We start from the raw sequence: 19,993 nt of genomic DNA on the forward strand, positions 1-19,993 counted from the left end.
AAGGAGTCTAATGAAACAGAAGATATTGATTGTCGAAGATAGCCTGACGATCCGCCGTATGCTGACCCAGGCGATAGCCCAGCAGACCGGTCTGGAGATCGACGCCTTTGATACCCTCGAAGGCGCCCGTCACTGTCGGGGAGATGAGTATGTGGTCGCCCTGGTGGATCTGACCTTGCCGGATGCACCTCGCGGAGAAGCGGTCAGCGTGTTGCTGGAGCGCGGCTTGCCAGTGGTGATCCTCACCGCCGATATCAGCGAGGATAAACGTGCGGCCTGGCTGGAAACCGGCGTACTGGACTATGTGATGAAGGATTCGCGCCACTCGCTGCAATATGCGGTCAGCCTGGTGCACCGCCTTTATCTCAACCAGTCCATCGAAGTGCTGGTCGTCGATGATTCACGCACCTCCCGCCACCGCACCATGGCCCAGTTGCGCAAGCAATTGCTGAAGGTGCACGAGGCGAGTCACGCACGCGAAGCTATGGCGATGCTGGAGCAATACCCCGGCATCCGGCTGGCACTGGTCGACTACTATATGCCGGAGATCGATGGCATCAGTCTGGTGCGCATGCTGAGAGAGCGTTACAGCAAACAGCAGCTGGCAATTATCGGGATCTCGGTCTCGGACAAGCGCGGTCTCTCCGCTCGCTACCTGAAACAGGGGGCCAACGACTTTCTCAACCAACCGTTTGAACCGGAAGAGTTGCAGTGCCGGGTCAGCCACAATCTGGAGGCGCTCGAGCAGTTCAACAGCATTCAGGAGTCGGCCAATCGCGACTACCTGACCGGTCTTTACAACCGTCGCTACTGGTTCAACGAAGGGCAGAAATGGTTCGAGGAACATCAGCGGCTGCAGAGTACGCTTTCACTCTGCGTGCTCGATGTGGATCACTTCAAGCAGGTCAACGATCACTGGGGTCATGCCATTGGCGATCAGCTACTCTGCCATCTGACCCGCCAGCTGACCCAGTTCTTTCCAGATGCCATGATCGCCCGCTTTGGTGGCGAGGAGTTTGCCCTGATGGTGCCCCACTGCACCGTCCCCGTGCTGCTCAAACGGCTGGAAGGGCTGCGCCAGCAGCTGCGCCAGCACCCCTTGTCACCGGATGTTCCGCTCTTTGTTCGCGCCAGCTATGGTGTGGTCAGTGTCGGGCGGGTATCCATGGACGAGGCGCTGAGCGAAGCGGATCGGCTCCTGTATCAGGCCAAGAACACCGGCCGTGACAAGATAGTCTCGCAAGAGAACGCCATCTAGTTTCCTGCGCAGTCCCGTGTATTACCGCCCGCAAGACTTTCTGCCAATCGGAAAGTCTGCGGGTTATCTCCCCTCTCTGTATCTCTTCCATAATCCGGCTTAAAACGTCTTGTCGACTCGCACGCCGTCATCAAAATAGAGAATGCGTACTTTATCGCCGCTACTGAATACCATGGCGGGATCATAATCCTGGATCACATTGACCAGCCCGTTCTGCTCATTGCGAATAAGCAGCTCGACCAGTTTGTTCTCCACTACCGTGTCGCCCGATTGATACTGCTGCGCTGCTGCGGCCCCGGCAAGCGCCCCGACGGCGGTGGCAATTTCACGGCCATGGCCGCCACCAAACTGGTTACCAAGCAAGCCGCCCAGTACTGCCCCGCCCAGGGTTTTCCAGCCGGAACGCTCCGACTCCAGGATCTGGCGCTGGGTAATATTGCGCACCGTTTCGACCTGGCCAAACACCACCTGATTGACCGGGCGGGCCGTGTTGCGCTGGTACACCTCGGCCCCGGCGGGCGCAGTGACAAAGCAGAGCAAGCTGGATACTATCAGGATAATGGCCTTCATCTACGAACCTCGTTGCCTTATGTCTCGCTATCTCACTCAACTGGATGATGAGCTCTGCTGGTTTCCCGACCCCTCGCATGCCCTGGAAGAGCCCAACGGTCTGCTGGCGATCGGCGGGGATCTCTCCCCTGCCAGATTGCTGGCAGCTTACCACAAGGGGATCTTCCCGTGGAACGAACCCCACCAGCCGACCCTGTGGTGGTCACCGGATCCGCGTGGTGTGATCCGCCCTGATGAGCTGCATGTTGGGCGCACCTTGCAGAAGATTATCCGCCGCACCCCATTCGATATTTCCGTCAATCGCGCCTTTAATGAGGTAATCAATGCCTGCGCCGCGCCTCGTCGCACAGCCGATGGTACCTGGATCAGTCAACCCATGATCGAAGCCTACCAACGGCTGCACCGTCTGGGCCACGCTCATTCGGTCGAGATCTGGCAAGAGGGAAAACTGCAAGCGGGCCTTTACGGCCTGTCGATTGGCCGGTTGTTCTGTGGCGAGTCCATGTTCAGCCATATCGATAACGGCGCCAAGCTGGCCATGGTGGCACTTTGTCGCCACTTTGCCCGGCACGGAGGCGCCCTTGTCGACTGCCAGATGCAGAATCCGTTTCTGGCCACGCTGGGCATTGAGGAGTGGCCAAGAGCGCGCTTTCTGGCTGAACTGGCGCAACTGAGCCGCCAATCGCTATTGGATTCATGCTGGCAAGAGGGAGAGATCCGCTTATGACCGAAGAAGTGATCCTCAAGGTTGGGCTAACCCCCAAGCATCCCTGCAGTTATCTGGATCATGAGCAGGAGCAGTTGCTGGTTCTGATGGATCATAACTTGCTCAACGCCCACAGTTACGAACGCCTGCTGACCGCCGGATTTCGCCGCAGTGGCAACGACATCTATCGTCCTCACTGCCCCGCCTGTCATGCCTGTCAATCCCTGCGTATTCACAGCGAGCACTTCAGGCCAAGCCGGGGACAAAAGCGCATCCACCAGCTCAACAGGGATATCGATATCGTCCTGAGCTACGATGACAAGCCCGAGTATTACCAGCTTTATGAACGCTACATCAGCGAACGCCATCAGGATGGCAGCATGTATCCCCCCAACCGCAAACAGTACCGCGGTTTTCTCCATTGCGACTGGATGCCACCCCTCTATCTGGAAATGAGAAAGGAGGGTCGCCTTATTGGCGTAGCCACTACAGATTTGCTGCCCCACTCACTCAGCGCCATGTATACCTTCTTCGACCCCGATTATGCCGACCGCTCGCTCGGCACCTTTGCTATTCTGAGTCAGCTTGATCTGGCTAGGCGTACCGGACGAAGCTGGCTCTATCTCGGCTATCTGGTTGAGGCGTGCCGCAAGATGAATTACAAGCGCAATTACCTCCCTCACGAGGTGCTCATTCATGGAGAATGGAAAAAAATCGACGGCAAGCCCGAGTAAACTTTACACATAGCCTTAAATCCGGCATGATCCAGCGGTTTTTTGTTGTGGCTTATCAAGAGGATTCAATGGCTAAAGAAGACAGTATTGAGATGCAGGGCACTATTCTCGAAACCCTGCCCAATACCATGTTCCGTGTGGAACTGGAGAATGGTCACGTGGTTATCGCTCATATTTCCGGCAAGATGCGCAAAAACTACATTCGTATCCTGACTGGAGACAAAGTAACGGTAGCACTGACTCCCTACGATCTCTCCAAGGGACGTATTGTTTTCCGCTCTCGCTAAGCCAGGAATTCAGCAAAAAACCCCAACCTGTCGGTTGGGGTTTTTTGTCGTTTTCTAATTACGGTTACTTAGTGGGAAACAGCTTCAACATTGACCTGAAAATCAAAGCTGAGGCTGTCATTTACCAGCTCAACCTTCACTATTCCCCCATCAACCAGTGAGCCGAACAGGATCTCGTTAGCCAACGGTTTCTTGAGGTGCTCCTGAATGACCCGACCCATAGGTCTGGCCCCCATGGCTCTGTCATACCCCTTCTCGGCCAACCAGTGACGGGCACGCTCGGATACTTCCAGAGATACCCCTTTCGCATCCAGCTGCACCTGCAACTCAACGATGAACTTGTCGACCACCTGGTGGATCACTGTCATGTCGAGATGGTTGAACCAGATGGTGTGATCAAGCCGGTTACGGAACTCCGGACTGAAGGTCTTGTTGATCACCGCCATGGCATCGTGGCTCAGATCCTGCTGCTGGAAGCCAATCGACTTGCGCTGGGTCTCCTGCACACCGGCGTTGGTAGTCATCACCAGAATGACATTGCGAAAATCCGCCTTGCGCCCGTTATTGTCAGTCAAGGTACCGTTGTCCATCACCTGCAACAACAGGTTGAATACGTCCGGGTGCGCTTTCTCAATCTCGTCGAGCAGCACAACGGAATGAGGGTGCTTGATCACCGCATCGGTCAGTAAACCACCCTGCTCAAAACCGACATATCCGGGAGGCGCACCAATCAGACGGGAGACGGTGTGACGCTCCATATACTCCGACATGTCAAAGCGCAGCATCTCCACCCCCAGCGCCTTGCCAAGCTGTTGGGTAACTTCGGTCTTGCCCACCCCGGTCGGGCCGGCGAAGAGGAAACACCCCACCGGGCGACGCTCGTTACCCAAACCTGAGCGCGATAGGCGGATGGCATCGGTCAGCACCTCGATGGCTTTGTCCTGACCAAAGACCACCATCTTCAGATTGCGCTCCAGGTTCTTCAGTACCTCTTTATCTGAAGAGGAGACTGATTTTTCCGGAATGCGGGCGATCTTGGCGACGATTGCTTCAATCTCCTGCACGTTGATCACTTTCTTGCGCTTGCTCGCCGGCAGCAACCGCTGACCAGCCCCCGCCTCATCGATCACGTCGATTGCCTTGTCCGGCAAGTGACGATCGTTGATGTACTTGGCGGACAGCTCTGCCGCTGCGCGAATCGCCTTGGCGGTATAACGCACTCCATGGTGAGCCTCGTAGCGGCTCTTGAGGCCCATCAAGATACGGGTAGTGTCATCCACGGTCGGCTCGGTGATATCGATCTTCTGGAAACGACGAGCCAAGGCGCGGTCTTTTTCAAAGATCTGGGCATATTCCTGATAGGTAGTGGAGCCGACACAACGGAGCAAACCATTGGAGAGCAGCGGTTTGATAAGATTTGCGGCATCCAGCTGACCACCTGACGCAGCACCTGCACCGATGATAGTGTGGATCTCGTCGATAAAGAGAATGGCCCCTTCCTGACGCTCAATCTGCTTGAGCAGTACCTTGAGGCGTTTCTCGAAATCACCGCGGTATTTGGTTCCAGCCAGCAGAGAGCCCATATCCAGCGAGTAGATGGTGCTACCAGCAATCACCTCGGGCACATCGCCCTTGACGATACGGTAAGCCAGACCTTCCGCAATGGCCGTCTTGCCCACCCCCGCCTCGCCCACCAGCAAAGGGTTATTCTTACGACGGCGGCAGAGCACTTGAATTGTACGATTAAGCTCCTGGTCACGACCAATAAGCGGGTCAATACGCCCTTCCAACACCAGCTGGTTCAGGTTGGTGGCAAAGCTCTCGATCTGAGCAGCGGAGACATCGTCATCAGATTCCGGATTGTTATTGCTGACATCCGGTTTGCTGTCCTTGCGCACCCCGTGGGAGAGGAAGTTCACCACATCGAGGCGACTGATCTCGGCTTTTTTCAGGAAATAAGCAGCCTGAGACTCCTGCTCGCTGAAGATGGCGACCAGTACGTTGGCACCACTGACTTCGGTATTGCCGGAGGATTGCACATGGAAGACGGCACGTTGCAGTACGCGCTGGAAGCCCAAGGTCGGCTGGGTTTCCCGATCTTCGTCATCGCGTGGAATAAGCGGGGTTGTTTGAGTGATGAATGCGCGGATCTCCTTGCGCATCTGCTCGACATCGGCACCACAGGAGCTCAGCGCCTCATGGGCTGAGCTGTTATCCAGAAGGGCTAACAACAGGTGCTCGACAGTCATGAATTCGTGACGCTCGTCACGAGCCAGTTTGAAAGCCTCGTTCAGCGTCTTTTCCAGATCTTTATTCAACATAGGCACCTCCCCTAGTACAGCTACAATGTGGTGTCACACTCGCCATCAAGTCATCAGATTCAAGCCTTTTCCATAGTGCATAGCAGTGGATGTTCGTTGTTACGTGCATAGGTGTTGACTTGGACAACCTTGGTTTCGGCGATCTCTGCGGTAAACATGCCGCAGACACCCTTACCACTATAATGCACACTCAGCATGACCTGAGTCGCCTTGTCCAAATCCATACCAAAGAACTTTTGCAGCACCTCCACCACGAACTCCATCGGGGTGTAGTCATCGTTGTTCAACACAACTTTATACATGGGTGGCGGCTGCAGCTTTGTTTTCTCTGCTTCTGCAATCTCTTCATTAGCAAAGAGTTCTTTCTGCTTGCTCATAATCGCGCTTTGGTACCTCTAGATTACTACCGTCTCACACAAGCTTGTCAATAGACTTGTTAACCAGATCACATCAGTTGTTAACAACTCCTTGACTCGCTCAAAAGTTAGACTAGATTGGTTACTTGCTAATCTGTGCCCGTCTGCTATGGGCTCATGTCCCTAGTTATAATGGGCTGGCGCAGGTTACTCAACGACTTCTGGGTAATCAATAAAAGGATGTAGAAGTATGGCAACCGGCACAGTTAAGTGGTTTAACAACGCAAAAGGATTTGGGTTTATCTGTCCGGAAGGGGGTGGTGAAGATATCTTTGCTCACTACTCCACCATTCAAATGGAGGGCTACAAGACCCTGAAAGCGGGTCAGGCTGTCCACTTTGAACTGCAACAGGGGCCGAAAGGAAATCACGCCTCCGTCATTGTGCCGAACGAAGCACAAAATATATAAACGAAAACCCGTTGGATAAATAAAAAACCGGTTCCTCTCTGAGCAACCGGTTTTTTATTTTCATTTATGTGACTCGCCTGGCATTAGCTACGAACACACCACAGTCACGCTTTAGTCATGGTACTCGTTGCAGGCTATCAGGGTATTTTCCATCAGACTGGCCACCGTCATAGGGCCAACACCACCGGGAACCGGGGTGATGAAAGAGGCATGACTGCGCGCCGTTTCAAACTCCACGTCCCCAACCAGCGAACCATCCGCAAGACGGTTGATACCCACATCGATAACCAGCGCCCCCGGCTTGATCCACTCTCCGGGAATAAAATTGGGTTTGCCGACCGCCACTACCAACAAATCTGCGCGGCGAACCTGATCCTCAAGATCTCGGGTAAAACGGTGACAAGTCGTTGTAGTGCAGCCCGCCAGCAGCAATTCGAGGGTCATGGGACGCCCGACGATATTGGAAGCACCGACCACAACGGCATGCAAACCATGGGTTTTAACACCGGTGGTTTCAATCAGCGTCATGATCCCTTTCGGGGTGCAGGGACGCAGCGCCGGAATACGCTGTGCAAGACGGCCAACGTTGTACGGATGAAAACCGTCTACGTCCTTGTCAGGGAGGATCCGCTCCAGCACCAGAGTGGTATCGAAGTGATCCGGCAGCGGCAATTGAACGAGGATCCCGTCGAGGGTCGGGTCATCATTCAGCTGATCGATCAGCGCCAACAACTCATCCTGACTTGCCGTTGCACTCAGGTCATATGAGCGAGAGTGAAAACCGACCTCTTCACAAGCCCGACGCTTGCTGCCGACATAAACCTGAGAGGCAGGATCCGCACCCACCAGAATGACTGCCAGCCCTGGAGCCCGTTTCCCTGCTGCCAACCGCTGTTGGACCTGTGCCGCGACCTGGCTGCGAATCGTTTGCGCAACCTGTTTTCCATCTATGATTTTGGCAGACATCGTTCTCCACTCACCATGTGTTCAACTGCCGCGCATTGTCGCATTTTTTTAGCCGGGATGTTAGCGTCCAAGAGAGGTCTGGCCTGCAACGGGCAATAAGTAGGCACTTGAATTTACTGGGGGAAAAATACGTTGACGCTGGCTCTTTTGCTTGGTTATGATGCCGCCCCGTTGCCCAGTACGGCTCATGTCGTTATGCTGGCACGTTGAAAGCAACAATTTCGGTGATTAGCGCAGTCCGGTAGCGCATCTGGTTTGGGACCAGAGGGTCAAAGGTTCGAATCCTTTATCACCGACCAAGTTTATCGATTTGCCACTCAGGCGAGTCGAGAAAAGCGCCCTTAGCTCAGTCGGATAGAGCAACGGCCTTCTAAGCCGTGGGTCGCAGGTTCGAATCCTGCAGGGCGCGCCATTGATTCTCAATTTGTTGACGGATCAATGCAGTTTTCAGTGGTGGCTGTAGCTCAGTTGGTAGAGTCCCGGATTGTGATTCCGGTTGTCGTGGGTTCGAGCCCCATCAGCCACCCCATTATTCCGTCGTTTGGCACAACGCTGCCAATACGGCAAGATACAAGCCTTCTGGCTTGTCAAAAAACCGGCCTAGGCCGGTTTTTTTTGTTTCTACACCGCCATTTTCTGCGTTTATATCCCCGCATGTCTCATCGCACTGCGCCCTGAGTGGCTGAAATGCCAATGGCCCTGTGCCTCATGATTGCTCTGCCACCCGGCTATCGCCCTTATCCTCGCGCTCCCCATATAACCCTCCCTCGTTCTTTTTCTGTATTTCCCAAGCGGCATTGATATGCTGACAGCTCCTCTTTTCTCCTGCTTCCGGTTGGAGCTTTTCTATGCAACGCATTCTTTTTGTTGAAGATGATCCCGAGATTGGCCAGCTCATCAGCAGCTGGCTTGGCCGCCACGATATGGAAGTGATCCTCGAACCTAGAGGCGATATGGCACTGGCCCGGGTCGAGGCCGAACAACCGGACCTGGTACTGCTCGATATCATGCTGCCGGGACAGGATGGCATGTCCCTCTGTCGGGATCTGCGGCCACGCTTTGATGGCCCCATCGTGATGCTCACTTCGCTCGACAGCGACATGAATCAGATCCTGAGCCTGGAGCTGGGGGCCAACGACTACATCCTTAAAACCACCCCTCCCCCCGTGCTGCTGGCAAGATTGCGGGTGCAATTCCGCCAGCATCAGCAAACCGCCGCGCAACCGATCGCCGCCGCCAGCAGTGTGCCGCAGCAGTTGCAATTTGGCCGCCTGCTGGTCGATGGGCCGGGGCGGGATGTGCGTCTCGATGGCGAGAGCATTGCCCTCTCGACTGCCGACTTTGATCTGTTGTGGGAGCTTGCCAGCCACGCCGGCCAGATCCTGGGGCGGGAAGCCCTGTTCCGCAGCCTACGCGGCCGAGAGTATGACGGTCAGGATCGCAGCATGGATGTGGCCATCTCCCGCCTGCGCCGCAAACTGGGCGATAACCCTGACAACCCGACCCGGATCAAAACGGTGCGCCAGAAGGGCTACCTCTTCGTCCCCCACGCCTGGGAATAGCCTTAATCAGGGAGCACTACCATGCGCCGTCTCTTTATCCAGTTCTATCTGTTGCTGATCGGCTGTTTCACCCTGGCCATCCTGTTGGTTGGCGTAGTCTATCAGGTCACCGCCGAGCGAGCCGGCGACCGCTATCTCGAGCGGATGATGCAGGGCTCTCTTGGCCTGCTGACCGACGAGCTGGCCAGAATTCCTCCCGAGCGCTGGCCAGATCGGCTGGCCGAGCAGAGCAGCCAGTTCACCCTCCCCCTCAAGGTTGGCGAGCTGGCCCATCAGCCCCTTGCCAGCGAGGATCAGGCATTTCTTGCCGCCGGCAATATCGTCATCGTCGAGGAGGATGACACCTTCTTGCAACGGATCCCCGATACCGATCAGGTGCTTATCGTTGGCCCTGTGCCCTATCTCTCCTACCTGCACGAACTGCACTGGGTCGATGTGGGACTGCTGCTGATCATTGGCCTCTCCCTCGGGCTGCCCATCCTGCTCTGGCTGCGTCCGCACTGGCGCGGCTTGCTGCAACTGGAGCAGACGGCGCGCCGGGTAGGCGATGGCGATCTCTCCTGCCGAACCAACCTGCCACCGGGCAGCAGTCTGGCCCGGGTGGGACGTACCTTCGACCAGATGACAGCCCAGCTGCAAGCCATGCTCACCAGTCGCAAGCAGCTGACCGATGCCATCGCCCATGAGCTGCGTACCCCGCTGGTTAGGTTGCGTTATCGGCTTGCCATGCTCGATCCTGCCCCTGCCGCAGAAGAGCAGCAGGCGCTGGAGCGGGATCTGGGGGCACTGGACTCCCTTATCGAAGAGATGCTGACCTACGCCAAGCTGGATCGACCCGAGCTGCCGCTGCAGCGGGACGAACTGGAGCTCGGCAGCTGGGCAGAGCATCACCTCGGCGACTGGCAAGCGTTGCGGCCGGAGAAACATCTGACCCTCGCTCTGCCACCCATCAAGATGCCTTGGTGCGGCGATCATCGTCTGCTGACACGCGCCGTCGAGAACCTCATCGGCAACGCCCTGCGCTATGCCGAAAGCGAGGTTACCCTCTCCATCTCGCGGCTGCAGGAGAACTATCTGCTGGAAGTCAGTGACGACGGGCCGGGTATCGACCCCGCACTGGCGCACCAGATCTTCGAGCCGTTCGTGCGTCTTGATCAGAGTCGGGATCGCCGCACCGGCGGCACCGGGCTGGGGCTTGCCATTGTGCGCAGCATAGCGCTCCACCACGGCGGTGATGTGGCATTGCTTCCCGCCAGCAAGGGAGCCCGCTTCTGCCTCACCCTCCCTGTACATTTGGATACAAACCGTCACCAAGTGCTCACTGAAGTACCGCGCTCAGCGTCATAGGATGAAGCCATGGAGAAATGCTCCATACCACCAATCCGAATAAGGAAATTGACCATGAAAAAAATCATTCCCCTGACTCTGGCCGCCGTTTTCGCCCTGACTTCCGGTTTCACCATGGCTGCGACCCCGACCAAAACTGCCGCCCCGCAAGCGACCCAGACCAAGGTTGTGAAAAAGCACCATAAAACTGCGCACAAAGCGCCGTCCGTCAAAGTCGCGCCGAAAACCAAGTAATCGCCTCTGACCCTTGAGTGACGACCAGACCGTCAATCTGTACATAACAGAGCAAGAGTAGAGCGGAGAGATAAAAGGGAGGCAGGTTGCCTCCCTTTTCATCTGGTCATGATGAAAACTGCCTCTGCCAAGCAGGTTCCACATGACAAGATCATTGCTGTTCCATCATGCCAACTATCGTAATAACCTCATGACACTGCCGCACATTATTCAGGCTATCGCGCATCATCCAACCCATTACCGTAACCTCATCAACGCTCATCGTTTGAACTGACAATAGGAACATGGAATGTGGCGTCATCTCATTAAATGGCTAGGCCCGCTCTGCAGCTTGTTGCTGCTGGGCGCCGCCCTGACCGTACTCTATCACCTGACCCATTCATGGCACTGGCACGATATTCGTATCGCCATCTGGTCACAACCGCTGCCCACTCTGGCTGGCGCCCTGCTGCTGACCCTGCTCAGTTATGGCCTGCTCTGTGGCTATGACATGCTGGCATTGCATGCGCTGGGCAAGCGGCTCCCCTGGCAACAGGTGGGAGTCACCTCCTTTATCGCCTACACCTTCTCCAACACGCTGGGCTTCGCCCTGCTGACGGGCGCCTCGGTGCGCTACCGGATCTACTCGGCCCTCGGGCTGGCGACCGGCGAGGTGGCACGGGTGGTACTCTTCTGCTCCATCACCTTCTTCCTCGGGCTGCTCGGCTGGGGCGGCAGTGCCTTGCTATTCGGCAGCACGGCGGCCCAGCTGCTACCCGACTGGCCAAGCTGGATCTACAGCCTGCTCCATCTGGCGGGTGCCGGCGCCCTGCTCTTGGTGCTGTGCTATCTGCTCTGGCCCCGTCCCAGCTTCTCCTGGCGCGAACACAGCCTGATCCTGCCCGGGATAAAGGTACGCCTGTTGCAGCTGCTGGTCGCACTGGCGGACTGGATGGCCGCCGCCGCCGTGCTGTTTGTGCTGTTACCCGCCGATAGCGCCCCCTACCCCGTGCTGCTCAGTGCCTTCGTGCTGGCCAGCTTCCTCGGGGTGCTGGCCCACGTGCCGGGCGGGATCGGGGTGTTCGAAGCGAGCATGAGCCTGCTGCTGGCCCACTACCTGCCGGCCGACAAGCTGCTCGCCTCGCTGCTGCTCTACCGGTGTATCTATTACGTGCTGCCTTTCCTCTGCGCCCTGCTGCTCTTTACCAGTCAGGAGATGTTGCAGCAGAAGGCTCGCTGGCAGCGGTTGCAGGGGATCATGAGCGCCATTCAGGAGTTTCTGCCCGCCCTTATCAGCGTCGGTACCTTCGCCGCCGGTAGCCTGCTGCTCTGCTCGGGCATGATCCCGACCATGCGCAGCCACATCGAGGTGTGGCTGCAAGTGCTGCCGCTCCACCTGCTCGAGCTCTCCCACGTGCTCGGCAGTGTGAGCGGTATCCTCCTGATCCTGCTGGCGCGCAGCCTCTATCGCCGTCACGACGCCGCGTTTCGCATCACCCAGCTGCTGCTGGCACTGGGGATCGCCTTCTCCCTGCTCAAGGGGGGGGACTGGGAGTCAGCCCTGCTGCTCGGCAGCTTCCTGCTCATCATGACTCCCTGCCGCTCCCTCTTCTATCGCAAGGGGTCGCTGCTCTATCCCCAGTACACCCCGGGCTGGCTCATTTCAGTCGGCGCCGTGCTGCTGGGGGCGCTGTGGCTGCTGCTCTTCTCCTACCGTCAGGTGGAGTATGACCACGCCCTCTGGTTCCACTTCTCGCCCCACGGCGGGGCTGCCCGCGGCCTGCGCGCCATGGGGAGCGTGGTGGCCGTGCTGGCCGTGGCCGGGGTTGCACAGCTGCTTGCGCCGCTGCGCGTGGTCGGTGAAAAGCCGGACAAGGAGACGCTGGCGCGCGCTCAGGAGCTGGTGGTGCGCGAGGGGGGGATCCACGGCTATCTGGCCCAGTTGCAGGACAAGTCCCTGCTGTTCCACCCCGCCGGCGACGCCTTCCTGATGTATGGCATCGAGGGCAACAGCTGGATTGTGATGGGGGATCCCGTCGGTCGCCCCGAGCAGATCGAAGAGCTGCTCTGGCAATTTCGCGAGCGGTGCGACGAGCACGACGCCAATCCGGTTTTCTATCAGGTCTCGGCCCGCTATCTGCCGCTCTATCTGGAGTTGGGGCTGATCCCCTTCAAGCTTGGTGAAGAGGCGATGGTCGATCTGGCTACCTTCGATCTGGCTGGCAGCCGGCTGCGCAACCTGCGCCAGAGCCACGCCAAGGGCAAACGGGAAGGGTTGACCTTCGAGGTGGTCGAGGCAAGCGCCGTGGCCCCCCTGCTGCCCAGATTGCAGACCGTCTCCGATACCTGGCTGCAGAGCAAGATGGGCAAGGAGAAGGGCTTCTCGGTCGGCCGTTTCGAGCCTGACTACCTGACCTTGAGCCCGGCTGCACTGGTGTGGCACGAGGGGCAAATCGTCGGCTTTGCCAACCTCTGGGTGAGCGATAACAAGGAGATGCTCTCCATCGATTTGATGCGCTACAGCCTGGATACCGGCACCGCCCCCATCATGGATTTTCTCTTTGTCGAGCTGCTGCTGTGGGGCAAGGTGCAAGGGTACGCCAGCTTCAATCTGGGGATGGCCCCCATGTCCGGCTTCAACGATCACCCGCTCAACAGCTACTGGGCCCGCCTTGGCAATACCCTGTTTGTGCGTGGCAGCCGCTTTTACAACTTTCAGGGGCTCAGACGCTACAAGGAGAAATTTTCGCCCCGCTGGGAACCCCGCTACCTGCTCTGCAGCAGCAAGCTGGTACTGCCCAGAACCCTGACTCACCTGATCACCCTGATTAGCCGCGGCCCGCTGGGGCTGATCAAGAAATAGGAGCATGGCCAATGAGAGCCTTGATATTGCTGTTACTCAGTCTCGTACTGCCCGTTTCATCTTTTGCGGCGCATGCCGCCCCGGTCAAGGATGACCTGAGCCTGATTGAGCTGCCGGTCAAGCAGCCATCCGACGCCCCCATGGTGGTGTTTCTCAGCGGCGATGGCGGCTGGGCGGCCCTCGACAAGGGGTTGAGCGCCCAATTTCAGCTGCACGGCATGCCGGTCGTGGGCTGGAGCTCCCTCACCTATTACTGGAAGAAGAAAACCCCGGAGCAGGTGACCGCCGATCTGGAGCGGATCCTCGATGATTACCAGACTCGCTGGCAGCGCCCCCGCTGGCTGCTGGTCGGCTTCTCGTTTGGTGCCGAGATTGTCCCCTTCGTCATCAACCGGTTGCCGGAGCACTATCGTCAGGGACTGGTCGGGGCCGTGATGCTCTCCCCCTCCACCAGCTCGGACTTCGAGATCCACGTCAGCGACATGCTGACCCACAAGGCCCGCAGCTATCCGACCGAACCGCAGGTGAAAACCATCCGGGATCTGCCGATGGTCTGCCTGCAAGGTGCCGATGACGATGACGACGACCGCCTCTGCCCCCGTATCAACCAGCCCAACGTCACCACCGTCACCCTGCCGGGCGGCCACCACTTTGAGGATGATTACCCGGTGCTCTATCAGGCCATCACCAAGCACATGACCCTCACCACCCCCTGAGCGGCGATGAAAACAGAGAGGGCGACCACAGGGTCGCCCTCTCTTTTTGTATTCGGGATCTCGCCAACTACGGCTGATCACCACCAGCCCAGCAGATTGCGACCGGTCAGCGCCCCCCACACCAGCACATTGAGCGCCAGCGCAATAAAGACGGCGGCAGAGCCCATGTCCTTGGCCCGACCGGAGAGCTCGTGATGTTCGGAGCCAATTCTGTCCACCACCGCCTCGACGGCAGAGTTGAGGATCTCCACGATCACCACCAGCCAGCTGATGACCATCAGCAGCAGGATCTGGGTCAGCCCATCCCCCACCAGAAAGGCCAGCGGCATCAGCAATATGATCAGCAGCAGCTCCTGACGAAAGGCAGCCTCATGCAGCCAGGCGGACGAAAGCCCCTTCATGCTGTAACGGGTGGCATGGATAATCCGGGTGATCCCTGTAGCGCCAGGTTTGGCCATTTTTGCTTCCTCTTTTGATGGCAACCCGCTCCATTTCGTACATAGCATCTAAACAAATGGAGCAAGTCATATATGAAAACTGAACAATTTTTGGGATAAAAAAGGGGCGCAGTGGCGCCCCGAGTCGGCCCTCACCTTACTGCACGGTGCGGCACTGGCTGAAAATATCGAGCTGCTTGTCGTACACCGCCGTGCTGACATCCCAGATCCCGAGCACAGAGGAGAAGAGGTTGTCATGGGAGTAGCGATTGTCTGCCGCTTTTTGCTGCAGGCAGTTCAGATCCATCCCCTTCTCTTTGGCAAAGCCCGGCGACATCCAGACCTGCATCGGCACCCGGGTCTGGTCGTCAGGGGCAAACTTGTAGGGCGTACCGTGCAGGTAGAGCCCCATCGCCCCCAGCGACTCGCCGTGATCAGAGAGGTAGATCAACGCCGTGTTGTACTTATCTTCATACTTTTTCAGCTTGGTAATCATCTCTGCAATGACAAAATCGGTGTAGCGGATGGTGTTGTCATAGGTGTTGACCAGCTCTTCATCGCTGCAGTTCTCGATGTCGCTGCGCGGGCAGTCCGGCACGAACTGGCGATGGTTATCCGGATAGCGCTTGTAGTAAGTCGGGCCGTGGCTGCCGATAAGATGGAAACCGACCAGCTTGTCGCCCTTCATCTGCGCCACCTCGTCGTCGAGGTTCTGCAGCACAACCTCGTCATAGCAGGTGTTCTTGTCGCAGAACTGCGGGTGATCTTTTGGCTTGATCTCGATGTTGGGCACCCGATCGCACACCCCTTTGCAGCCGCCGTCGTTCTCCTTCCAGAAGATGGAGACCCCGCTTCTTTGCAGTACATCGAGCAGGCCTTCGCTGTTGCGGGCCCGGTTGTCATCAAACTCCTTGCGCCCCATGTTGGAGAACATGCAGGGCACCGACACCGCTGTGGCCGTGCCGCAAGAGCGCACATCCTTGAAGGAGATCACGCCCCCGGCCTCACTGGTAAAGGGGTTGGTCTCTTTCTCGTAGCCGTTCATCGAGAAGTTCTTGCCGCGGGCTGTCTCCCCCACCACCAGGAACATCAGGGTCGGTTTATCCTCTTTCGCGACTCGCTTGGCATCATCACCCAGGGTGGTGAACGGAATAGGCTCGGCGACGTAACGTTTGTAGAGATACTTGGTGGTGCTGTAGACATAGTTGGCCGGCACTATCTCGCGATTGAGAGTCTGGTTGTTGCGCCCGACCGAAACGTAATCCTGATAGTAAAACGCCGCTATGATGCCCACGACAGCCAGGGATGCAACCATGGAGATGGCGCGCTGGAACAGCCCCAGATACCATTTTTTCGGGTACTCGATTTTGACAAAGAAGAGCAACACGGCAGGCAATACACCGGCCAACGCCACCCAGACCACGATGGGCAGACTGACATAGGAGTAGGCCTCGCTCTGGTTGGTCTCGAAGATGTTCTGGATCATCTCCTGATCGAACATGACCCGATACTTCAGCATGGTGTAACTGACGATGGCGCCGGTCACAAAGAGAAAGGCAAAGAAGGGTTTCAGGAAGTAGCGCTGGGAAAAGGGCATGAAGACGAAGTTAAGTGCCGCTACCAGCAGCACCGGGATCGAGATGGCAAATCCGATCTTGAAGTGCTCCAGATTGCTGAGGATATCGTAGAAGTGAAGCAGCACGGGCCAGTTAAGCAGGAAGGCAAATATCAGTGCCAACAAGAAGATAAAGGGTACAACTCTGATTTTTACCACCGAAACACCACCTTTTGAACCAAATGCCGGAAAATTGAATGCAGCCTGAACCAAGGCTGCATCGGGATACTAACAGCGCCAGTTGATAGCCCTCTCAATTAATCAGTAACACCTTGTTACAATGTGAGCTTTATCAACTAATGAATTGCTGGCGGACAATAAAACTTGAACCTTAAGGAATAATTAAGATCCCGCTGATACCCGCAAAGTTTGCATCTGGTCAAAAATGATCTTTTCTTGCCATCCCCTCTGTGACCTTAAGCCTCTCTTAACAGATCCCCGACATGCTCATTGCTGACGGCTCTTCGTCAAACCACAGGATGGTGCATTATGCATAACAGCGTCGCTCACTCAGTCAGCAAGGTGCCGGAGATCACTCTGGCATTCTGGTTCACCAAAATATTGGCAACGACCCTGGGAGAAACCGGAGGGGATGCGGTATCCATGTCGATGGATCTCGGCTATCTGGTCAGTACCGGCATCTTTGCCGTGATCTTCTTTATTGCCGTCGGCGCCCAGATTTCTGCCAAGCGCTATAACCCGGCGCTCTACTGGACAACCATTATCGCCACCACCACAGTGGGCACCACGTTGGCAGACTTTGCTGATCGTTCAATGGGGATGGGCTATGCAGGCGGGTCAACCCTGCTGTTCCTGCTACTGATGGGATCTTTTCTGGTGTGGTACAAATTTCAGGGCAACATAGCGACCAGTGATATCAGCTCATCCAGAACCGAGATGTTCTACTGGATCACCATCATGTTCTCCCAGACGCTGGGTACCGCGCTGGGTGACTGGGTGGCCGATGATGGCGGCTTTGGCTATACCGGCAGCATGGTGCTCTTTGGCGGTATCTTGCTGGCCATTGTCGCCACCTACCTGCTGACCCGGGTCTCACGCACCCTGCTCTTCTGGGCGGCTTTCATCATCACTCGTCCGCTAGGGGCTGTGGTGGGAGATTTCCTCGACAAGCCGCTTGGCAAAGGCGGGCTGGAGCTCAGCAGATACTCCGCCTCGGCAGCCTTATTGGCCGCCATTGCCCTGCTGGTCTATCTCTCCACCCTGAAAAAGCGCGAGGTGATCCCGCAGGAGCTGGATCCTGAGTAAGGCGGCAGAGTTATAGCCAGAGGCCAACCGGTGAAAAAGCAGAAAAGCAAAAAGCCCTGATGTTTCCATCAGGGCTTTGCAATGTGGCGGTGAGGGAGGGATTCGAACCCTCGATACGTTGCCGTATACACACTTTCCAGGCGTGCTCCTTCAGCCACTCGGACACCTCACCAAATTTTGTTCTGTTGTTTAACGTGTTCAGCCAACACTGTGTTCGCTGCGCCGTTGCGCTGGAACGGGGCGTAATTTAGGGGAAAGCCCCGCCCGCGTCAACGGCTTTTTTGGCAAAACAGATCGTTCGCGGAATTAATGTACAGATTCCGGCGCAACCTGCATTTCAGGCAGGTTGAGGAAGCCCAAACGTTCGCATTCGGAAACCACTTCATGGGTCGCGGCAATGGTGCTCTGCACAAACAGCAGGAACTGCTCGACACTCAGGCCAGCCTTGGTAAACACGGTGTGGCCAATGACCAGACGCGGCAGGTTGTCGTCGATGATATCGAGGAACACCTTGAGCGAGGGGTACTGCATATTGAAGCGACCGAGTTCAGCCACCAGCGGCAACAGGGCCGAAGGACGCACTTCCAGCTCGGATGAGAACAGCAGACCTTCCTCTTCCACGAAGATCCGGCTCTCCTGAATGCCATCGACCGACTGCAAGGAGACAATGTGGATACCATGGCACTGATCGCAAACATAGTGCTCGATACGAGCCTGTTGCAACCAACGCATGATCATTTCGGAGCTGGGGATATTCATTATTTCCACGACAAGATTGGGATCGAGGGGCGCAGTCTAAACCAATTTTCCGGCAACCAAAAGCACGCCAGCCCAATAACCGCGCAGCTTGCTTCTTTTTGGCAAGCGCTATGCATATACTCAGCCCAATCCACGGCTACGCTTGCCCCACAGGGGGCCCCATGACCATCCAAGAAAAGTATCGCCTCCATCTGAAATCCCTCTCGGATGAGCTGCTCGCCCTGCAAAAACCGATTCGCATTCTGGATGCCATCAAGTGGCCACGACAGACCCAGGAGCGCTTTCTGGCCGATGGTGGGCGTACCCTGCCTGCAATCGACCGCCGCTTCTACGAAGCCCTCCCCCTGGGTTTTGAGCCGCGCAACAAATACCTCGAACTCAAGGAACTGCGAGACAGGATCCGCAGAAAGCTGGGACCACAAGATGATCTGGGGCTCATCCTGCAAGAGACGGTCGATCAATACATGGTGGTGATCGAGATGCTGCGCCAGCGCGGCCAGTCCGATTTTCAGCGCTACAGCCAGCTACTCTACGGCTCGGCCAGCGATCATCTGCGCGGCGATCGCAAGACTCTCAAGGAGCTGGGTGCTCGCCTGTGCGATATCTTCTCCCTGCCCGGCGCCCGCCATCTGGTACGCCCCTACCCCAAAGAGTTCGAGGGGGACACGGCGGTGGCCAAATTGCAGGGCAAGCTGTCGAGCTATTTCAGTGACGGCACAGTCCAGGTCAAGCTGAGCGATGGCATCGTCTCCGACGCAGCGGCCGGCGGCGACTACATCAAGCTCAACTCCCACGCCCGCTTCTCCGAGCTCGATCTGCAAGTGCTGGAAGTGCATGAGGGGTGGGTACATGTGGGCACCACCCTAAACGGCCGTCAGCAGCCCTATGCTACCTGGCTTAGCGCAGGTTCGCCGCGTATTACCGCCTGTCAGGAGGGGTTGGCCGTCCTGATAGAGACCCTCACCTTTAGCTCCTTCCCGGATCGGGCCAAGCGCATCTCCGATCGGGTGATGGCCATCGACATGGCCGAGCGTGGTGCCGACTTTATCGAGGTGTTTCAGCACTTTGTGGGACAGGGCACCAGCGAGCACGATGCCTACAAGATCACCCAACGGGTATTTCGTGGCGGCATGGTCGAAGGGGGCGCCTGCTTTACCAAGGATCTCTCCTATGTGCGGGGTTATGTAGAGACGGTCAACTTCATCCGTAGCGCCGTGCTGGAAGGAGTGCCCGAGATCCTGCCGATGCTGTTTGTCGGCAAGGTGACGCTGGACGATATTCCGGTGATCTATCAGCACTATCTGGAGGGATTGATCGCCGCGCCCCGCTACCTGCCGCCGATGTTTCGCGATCTCACCGGCCTCTATGTTTGGTTTGGCTTTGCCTCCGGCATGTCGCTGGTCGATATCGGCCGGGTACAGCAACACTTTCGCCAGCTGTTTCACCGCCTGCCGGTGGCGGATCCCATCATTGCCCCCGTCGATATCGAGATCGACTGAACTGCCAATAGAGAAAAAGGGCGCCAGATTGGCGCCCCTTTTTATTCAT

The 19,993-nt window shown here is 57.0% G+C and carries 19 protein-coding genes and 4 tRNA genes; 15 read left to right on the forward strand and 8 right to left on the reverse strand.

Annotated elements, in window-relative coordinates:
• The first annotated feature begins 10 nt into the window (after positions 1–10).
• A complete protein-coding gene (locus BS300_RS02425; RefSeq protein ID WP_071910551.1) occupies positions 11–1,258 on the forward strand; it encodes a diguanylate cyclase in 1,248 nt (415 codons plus the stop codon).
• A gap of 99 nt (positions 1,259–1,357) precedes the next feature.
• Here the strand turns inward: BS300_RS02425 and BS300_RS02430 are convergent, their stop codons facing one another.
• Positions 1,358–1,828: a glycine zipper 2TM domain-containing protein gene (locus BS300_RS02430; protein WP_043851079.1), complete on the reverse strand. Its 471-nt coding sequence runs from the start codon at positions 1,826–1,828 to the stop codon at positions 1,358–1,360.
• A gap of 19 nt (positions 1,829–1,847) precedes the next feature.
• Here BS300_RS02430 and aat point away from each other — a divergent pair, with 19 nt between their 5' ends.
• The 3 genes from aat (at position 1,848) to infA (ending at position 3,555) form a co-directional block, all read left to right on the forward strand.
• A complete protein-coding gene (aat, locus tag BS300_RS02435) occupies positions 1,848–2,555 on the forward strand; it encodes a leucyl/phenylalanyl-tRNA--protein transferase (RefSeq protein WP_042032319.1) in 708 nt (235 codons plus the stop codon).
• The gene (locus BS300_RS02440; protein WP_071910553.1) at positions 2,552–3,268 is read left to right on the forward strand and encodes an arginyltransferase; all 717 of its coding nucleotides are present in this window, start codon (positions 2,552–2,554) and stop codon (positions 3,266–3,268) included. Before aat ends, BS300_RS02440 begins: the two co-directional genes overlap by 4 nt.
• Positions 3,269–3,336: 68 nt before the next feature.
• A complete protein-coding gene (gene infA, locus BS300_RS02445) occupies positions 3,337–3,555 on the forward strand; it encodes a translation initiation factor IF-1 (protein ID WP_005300033.1) in 219 nt (72 codons plus the stop codon).
• A gap of 68 nt (positions 3,556–3,623) precedes the next feature.
• On the opposite strand, the gene clpA is transcribed toward infA, so the two are convergent.
• Together clpA and clpS are read right to left on the reverse strand one after the other, a co-directional pair.
• Positions 3,624–5,876, reverse strand: coding sequence for an ATP-dependent Clp protease ATP-binding subunit ClpA (gene clpA / locus BS300_RS02450; RefSeq protein ID WP_033115165.1), 2,253 nt, complete (start codon positions 5,874–5,876; stop codon positions 3,624–3,626).
• Between the two features lie 59 nt (positions 5,877–5,935).
• Complete coding sequence (clpS, locus tag BS300_RS02455; RefSeq protein ID WP_005337111.1) at positions 5,936–6,253, reverse strand: ATP-dependent Clp protease adapter ClpS; 318 nt, start codon at positions 6,251–6,253, stop codon at positions 5,936–5,938.
• 229 nt (positions 6,254–6,482) lie between these two features.
• On the opposite strand from clpS, the gene cspD reads away from it, so the two are divergent.
• Entirely contained in the window at positions 6,483–6,701 is a 219-nt protein-coding gene (gene cspD / locus BS300_RS02460; protein ID WP_033115164.1) for a cold shock-like protein CspD, read from the forward strand.
• A gap of 111 nt (positions 6,702–6,812) precedes the next feature.
• Here cspD and folD read toward each other — a convergent pair whose 3' ends face one another.
• On the reverse strand, positions 6,813–7,667 hold the full coding sequence (folD, locus tag BS300_RS02465) for a bifunctional methylenetetrahydrofolate dehydrogenase/methenyltetrahydrofolate cyclohydrolase FolD (protein ID WP_071910556.1): 855 nt from the start codon (positions 7,665–7,667) through the stop codon (positions 6,813–6,815).
• A 222-nt stretch (positions 7,668–7,889) separates the two neighbouring features.
• On the opposite strand from folD, the gene BS300_RS02470 reads away from it, so the two are divergent.
• The 8 genes from BS300_RS02470 (at position 7,890) to BS300_RS02505 (ending at position 14,368) form a co-directional block, all read left to right on the forward strand.
• A tRNA-Pro gene (locus BS300_RS02470) sits at positions 7,890–7,966 on the forward strand.
• A 36-nt stretch (positions 7,967–8,002) separates the two neighbouring features.
• Positions 8,003–8,079: transfer RNA gene (locus BS300_RS02475), tRNA-Arg, on the forward strand.
• Between the two features lie 41 nt (positions 8,080–8,120).
• Positions 8,121–8,196: transfer RNA gene (locus BS300_RS02480), tRNA-His, on the forward strand.
• Positions 8,197–8,515: 319 nt separating this feature from the next.
• Positions 8,516–9,229, forward strand: a complete 714-nt coding sequence (gene rstA / locus BS300_RS02485; protein WP_071910558.1) for a two-component system response regulator RstA — start codon at positions 8,516–8,518, stop codon at positions 9,227–9,229.
• A 21-nt stretch (positions 9,230–9,250) separates the two neighbouring features.
• On the forward strand, positions 9,251–10,576 hold the full coding sequence (gene rstB / locus BS300_RS02490; protein WP_071910561.1) for a two-component system sensor histidine kinase RstB: 1,326 nt from the start codon (positions 9,251–9,253) through the stop codon (positions 10,574–10,576).
• Between the two features lie 54 nt (positions 10,577–10,630).
• A complete protein-coding gene (locus BS300_RS02495) occupies positions 10,631–10,810 on the forward strand; it encodes a hypothetical protein (protein WP_033115160.1) in 180 nt (59 codons plus the stop codon).
• 289 nt (positions 10,811–11,099) lie between these two features.
• A complete protein-coding gene (gene mprF, locus BS300_RS02500; protein ID WP_071910564.1) occupies positions 11,100–13,652 on the forward strand; it encodes a bifunctional lysylphosphatidylglycerol flippase/synthetase MprF in 2,553 nt (850 codons plus the stop codon).
• An 11-nt stretch (positions 13,653–13,663) separates the two neighbouring features.
• Positions 13,664–14,368 (forward strand): AcvB/VirJ family lysyl-phosphatidylglycerol hydrolase, encoded by a 705-nt coding sequence (locus BS300_RS02505; protein WP_071910567.1) that lies wholly within the window; start codon positions 13,664–13,666, stop codon positions 14,366–14,368.
• A gap of 77 nt (positions 14,369–14,445) precedes the next feature.
• On the opposite strand, the gene BS300_RS02510 is transcribed toward BS300_RS02505, so the two are convergent.
• Entirely contained in the window at positions 14,446–14,826 is a 381-nt protein-coding gene (locus BS300_RS02510) for a diacylglycerol kinase (protein ID WP_033115157.1), read from the reverse strand.
• A gap of 136 nt (positions 14,827–14,962) precedes the next feature.
• Positions 14,963–16,579: an MCR-3-related phosphoethanolamine--lipid A transferase gene (locus tag BS300_RS02515; RefSeq protein ID WP_071910569.1), complete on the reverse strand. Its 1,617-nt coding sequence runs from the start codon at positions 16,577–16,579 to the stop codon at positions 14,963–14,965.
• A 330-nt stretch (positions 16,580–16,909) separates the two neighbouring features.
• Between BS300_RS02515 and BS300_RS02520 the strand changes: the two genes are divergently transcribed.
• A complete protein-coding gene (locus tag BS300_RS02520; protein WP_071910571.1) occupies positions 16,910–17,686 on the forward strand; it encodes a hypothetical protein in 777 nt (258 codons plus the stop codon).
• A gap of 84 nt (positions 17,687–17,770) precedes the next feature.
• On the opposite strand, the gene BS300_RS02525 is transcribed toward BS300_RS02520, so the two are convergent.
• Both BS300_RS02525 and BS300_RS02530 read right to left on the reverse strand, forming a co-directional pair.
• Positions 17,771–17,858, reverse strand: a tRNA-Ser gene (locus tag BS300_RS02525).
• Positions 17,859–17,992: 134 nt separating this feature from the next.
• The gene (locus tag BS300_RS02530) at positions 17,993–18,445 is read right to left on the reverse strand and encodes a YbjN domain-containing protein (protein WP_081849277.1); all 453 of its coding nucleotides are present in this window, start codon (positions 18,443–18,445) and stop codon (positions 17,993–17,995) included.
• A gap of 161 nt (positions 18,446–18,606) precedes the next feature.
• Between BS300_RS02530 and BS300_RS02535 the strand changes: the two genes are divergently transcribed.
• Positions 18,607–19,944 (forward strand): flavohemoglobin expression-modulating QEGLA motif protein, encoded by a 1,338-nt coding sequence (locus BS300_RS02535; RefSeq protein ID WP_071910573.1) that lies wholly within the window; start codon positions 18,607–18,609, stop codon positions 19,942–19,944.
• The last annotated feature ends 49 nt before the right edge of the window (positions 19,945–19,993 follow it).

This window comes from Aeromonas sp. SCS5 (genome assembly GCF_001887375.1).
In the GTDB taxonomy this organism is placed as follows: domain Bacteria; phylum Pseudomonadota; class Gammaproteobacteria; order Enterobacterales; family Aeromonadaceae; genus Aeromonas; species Aeromonas jandaei.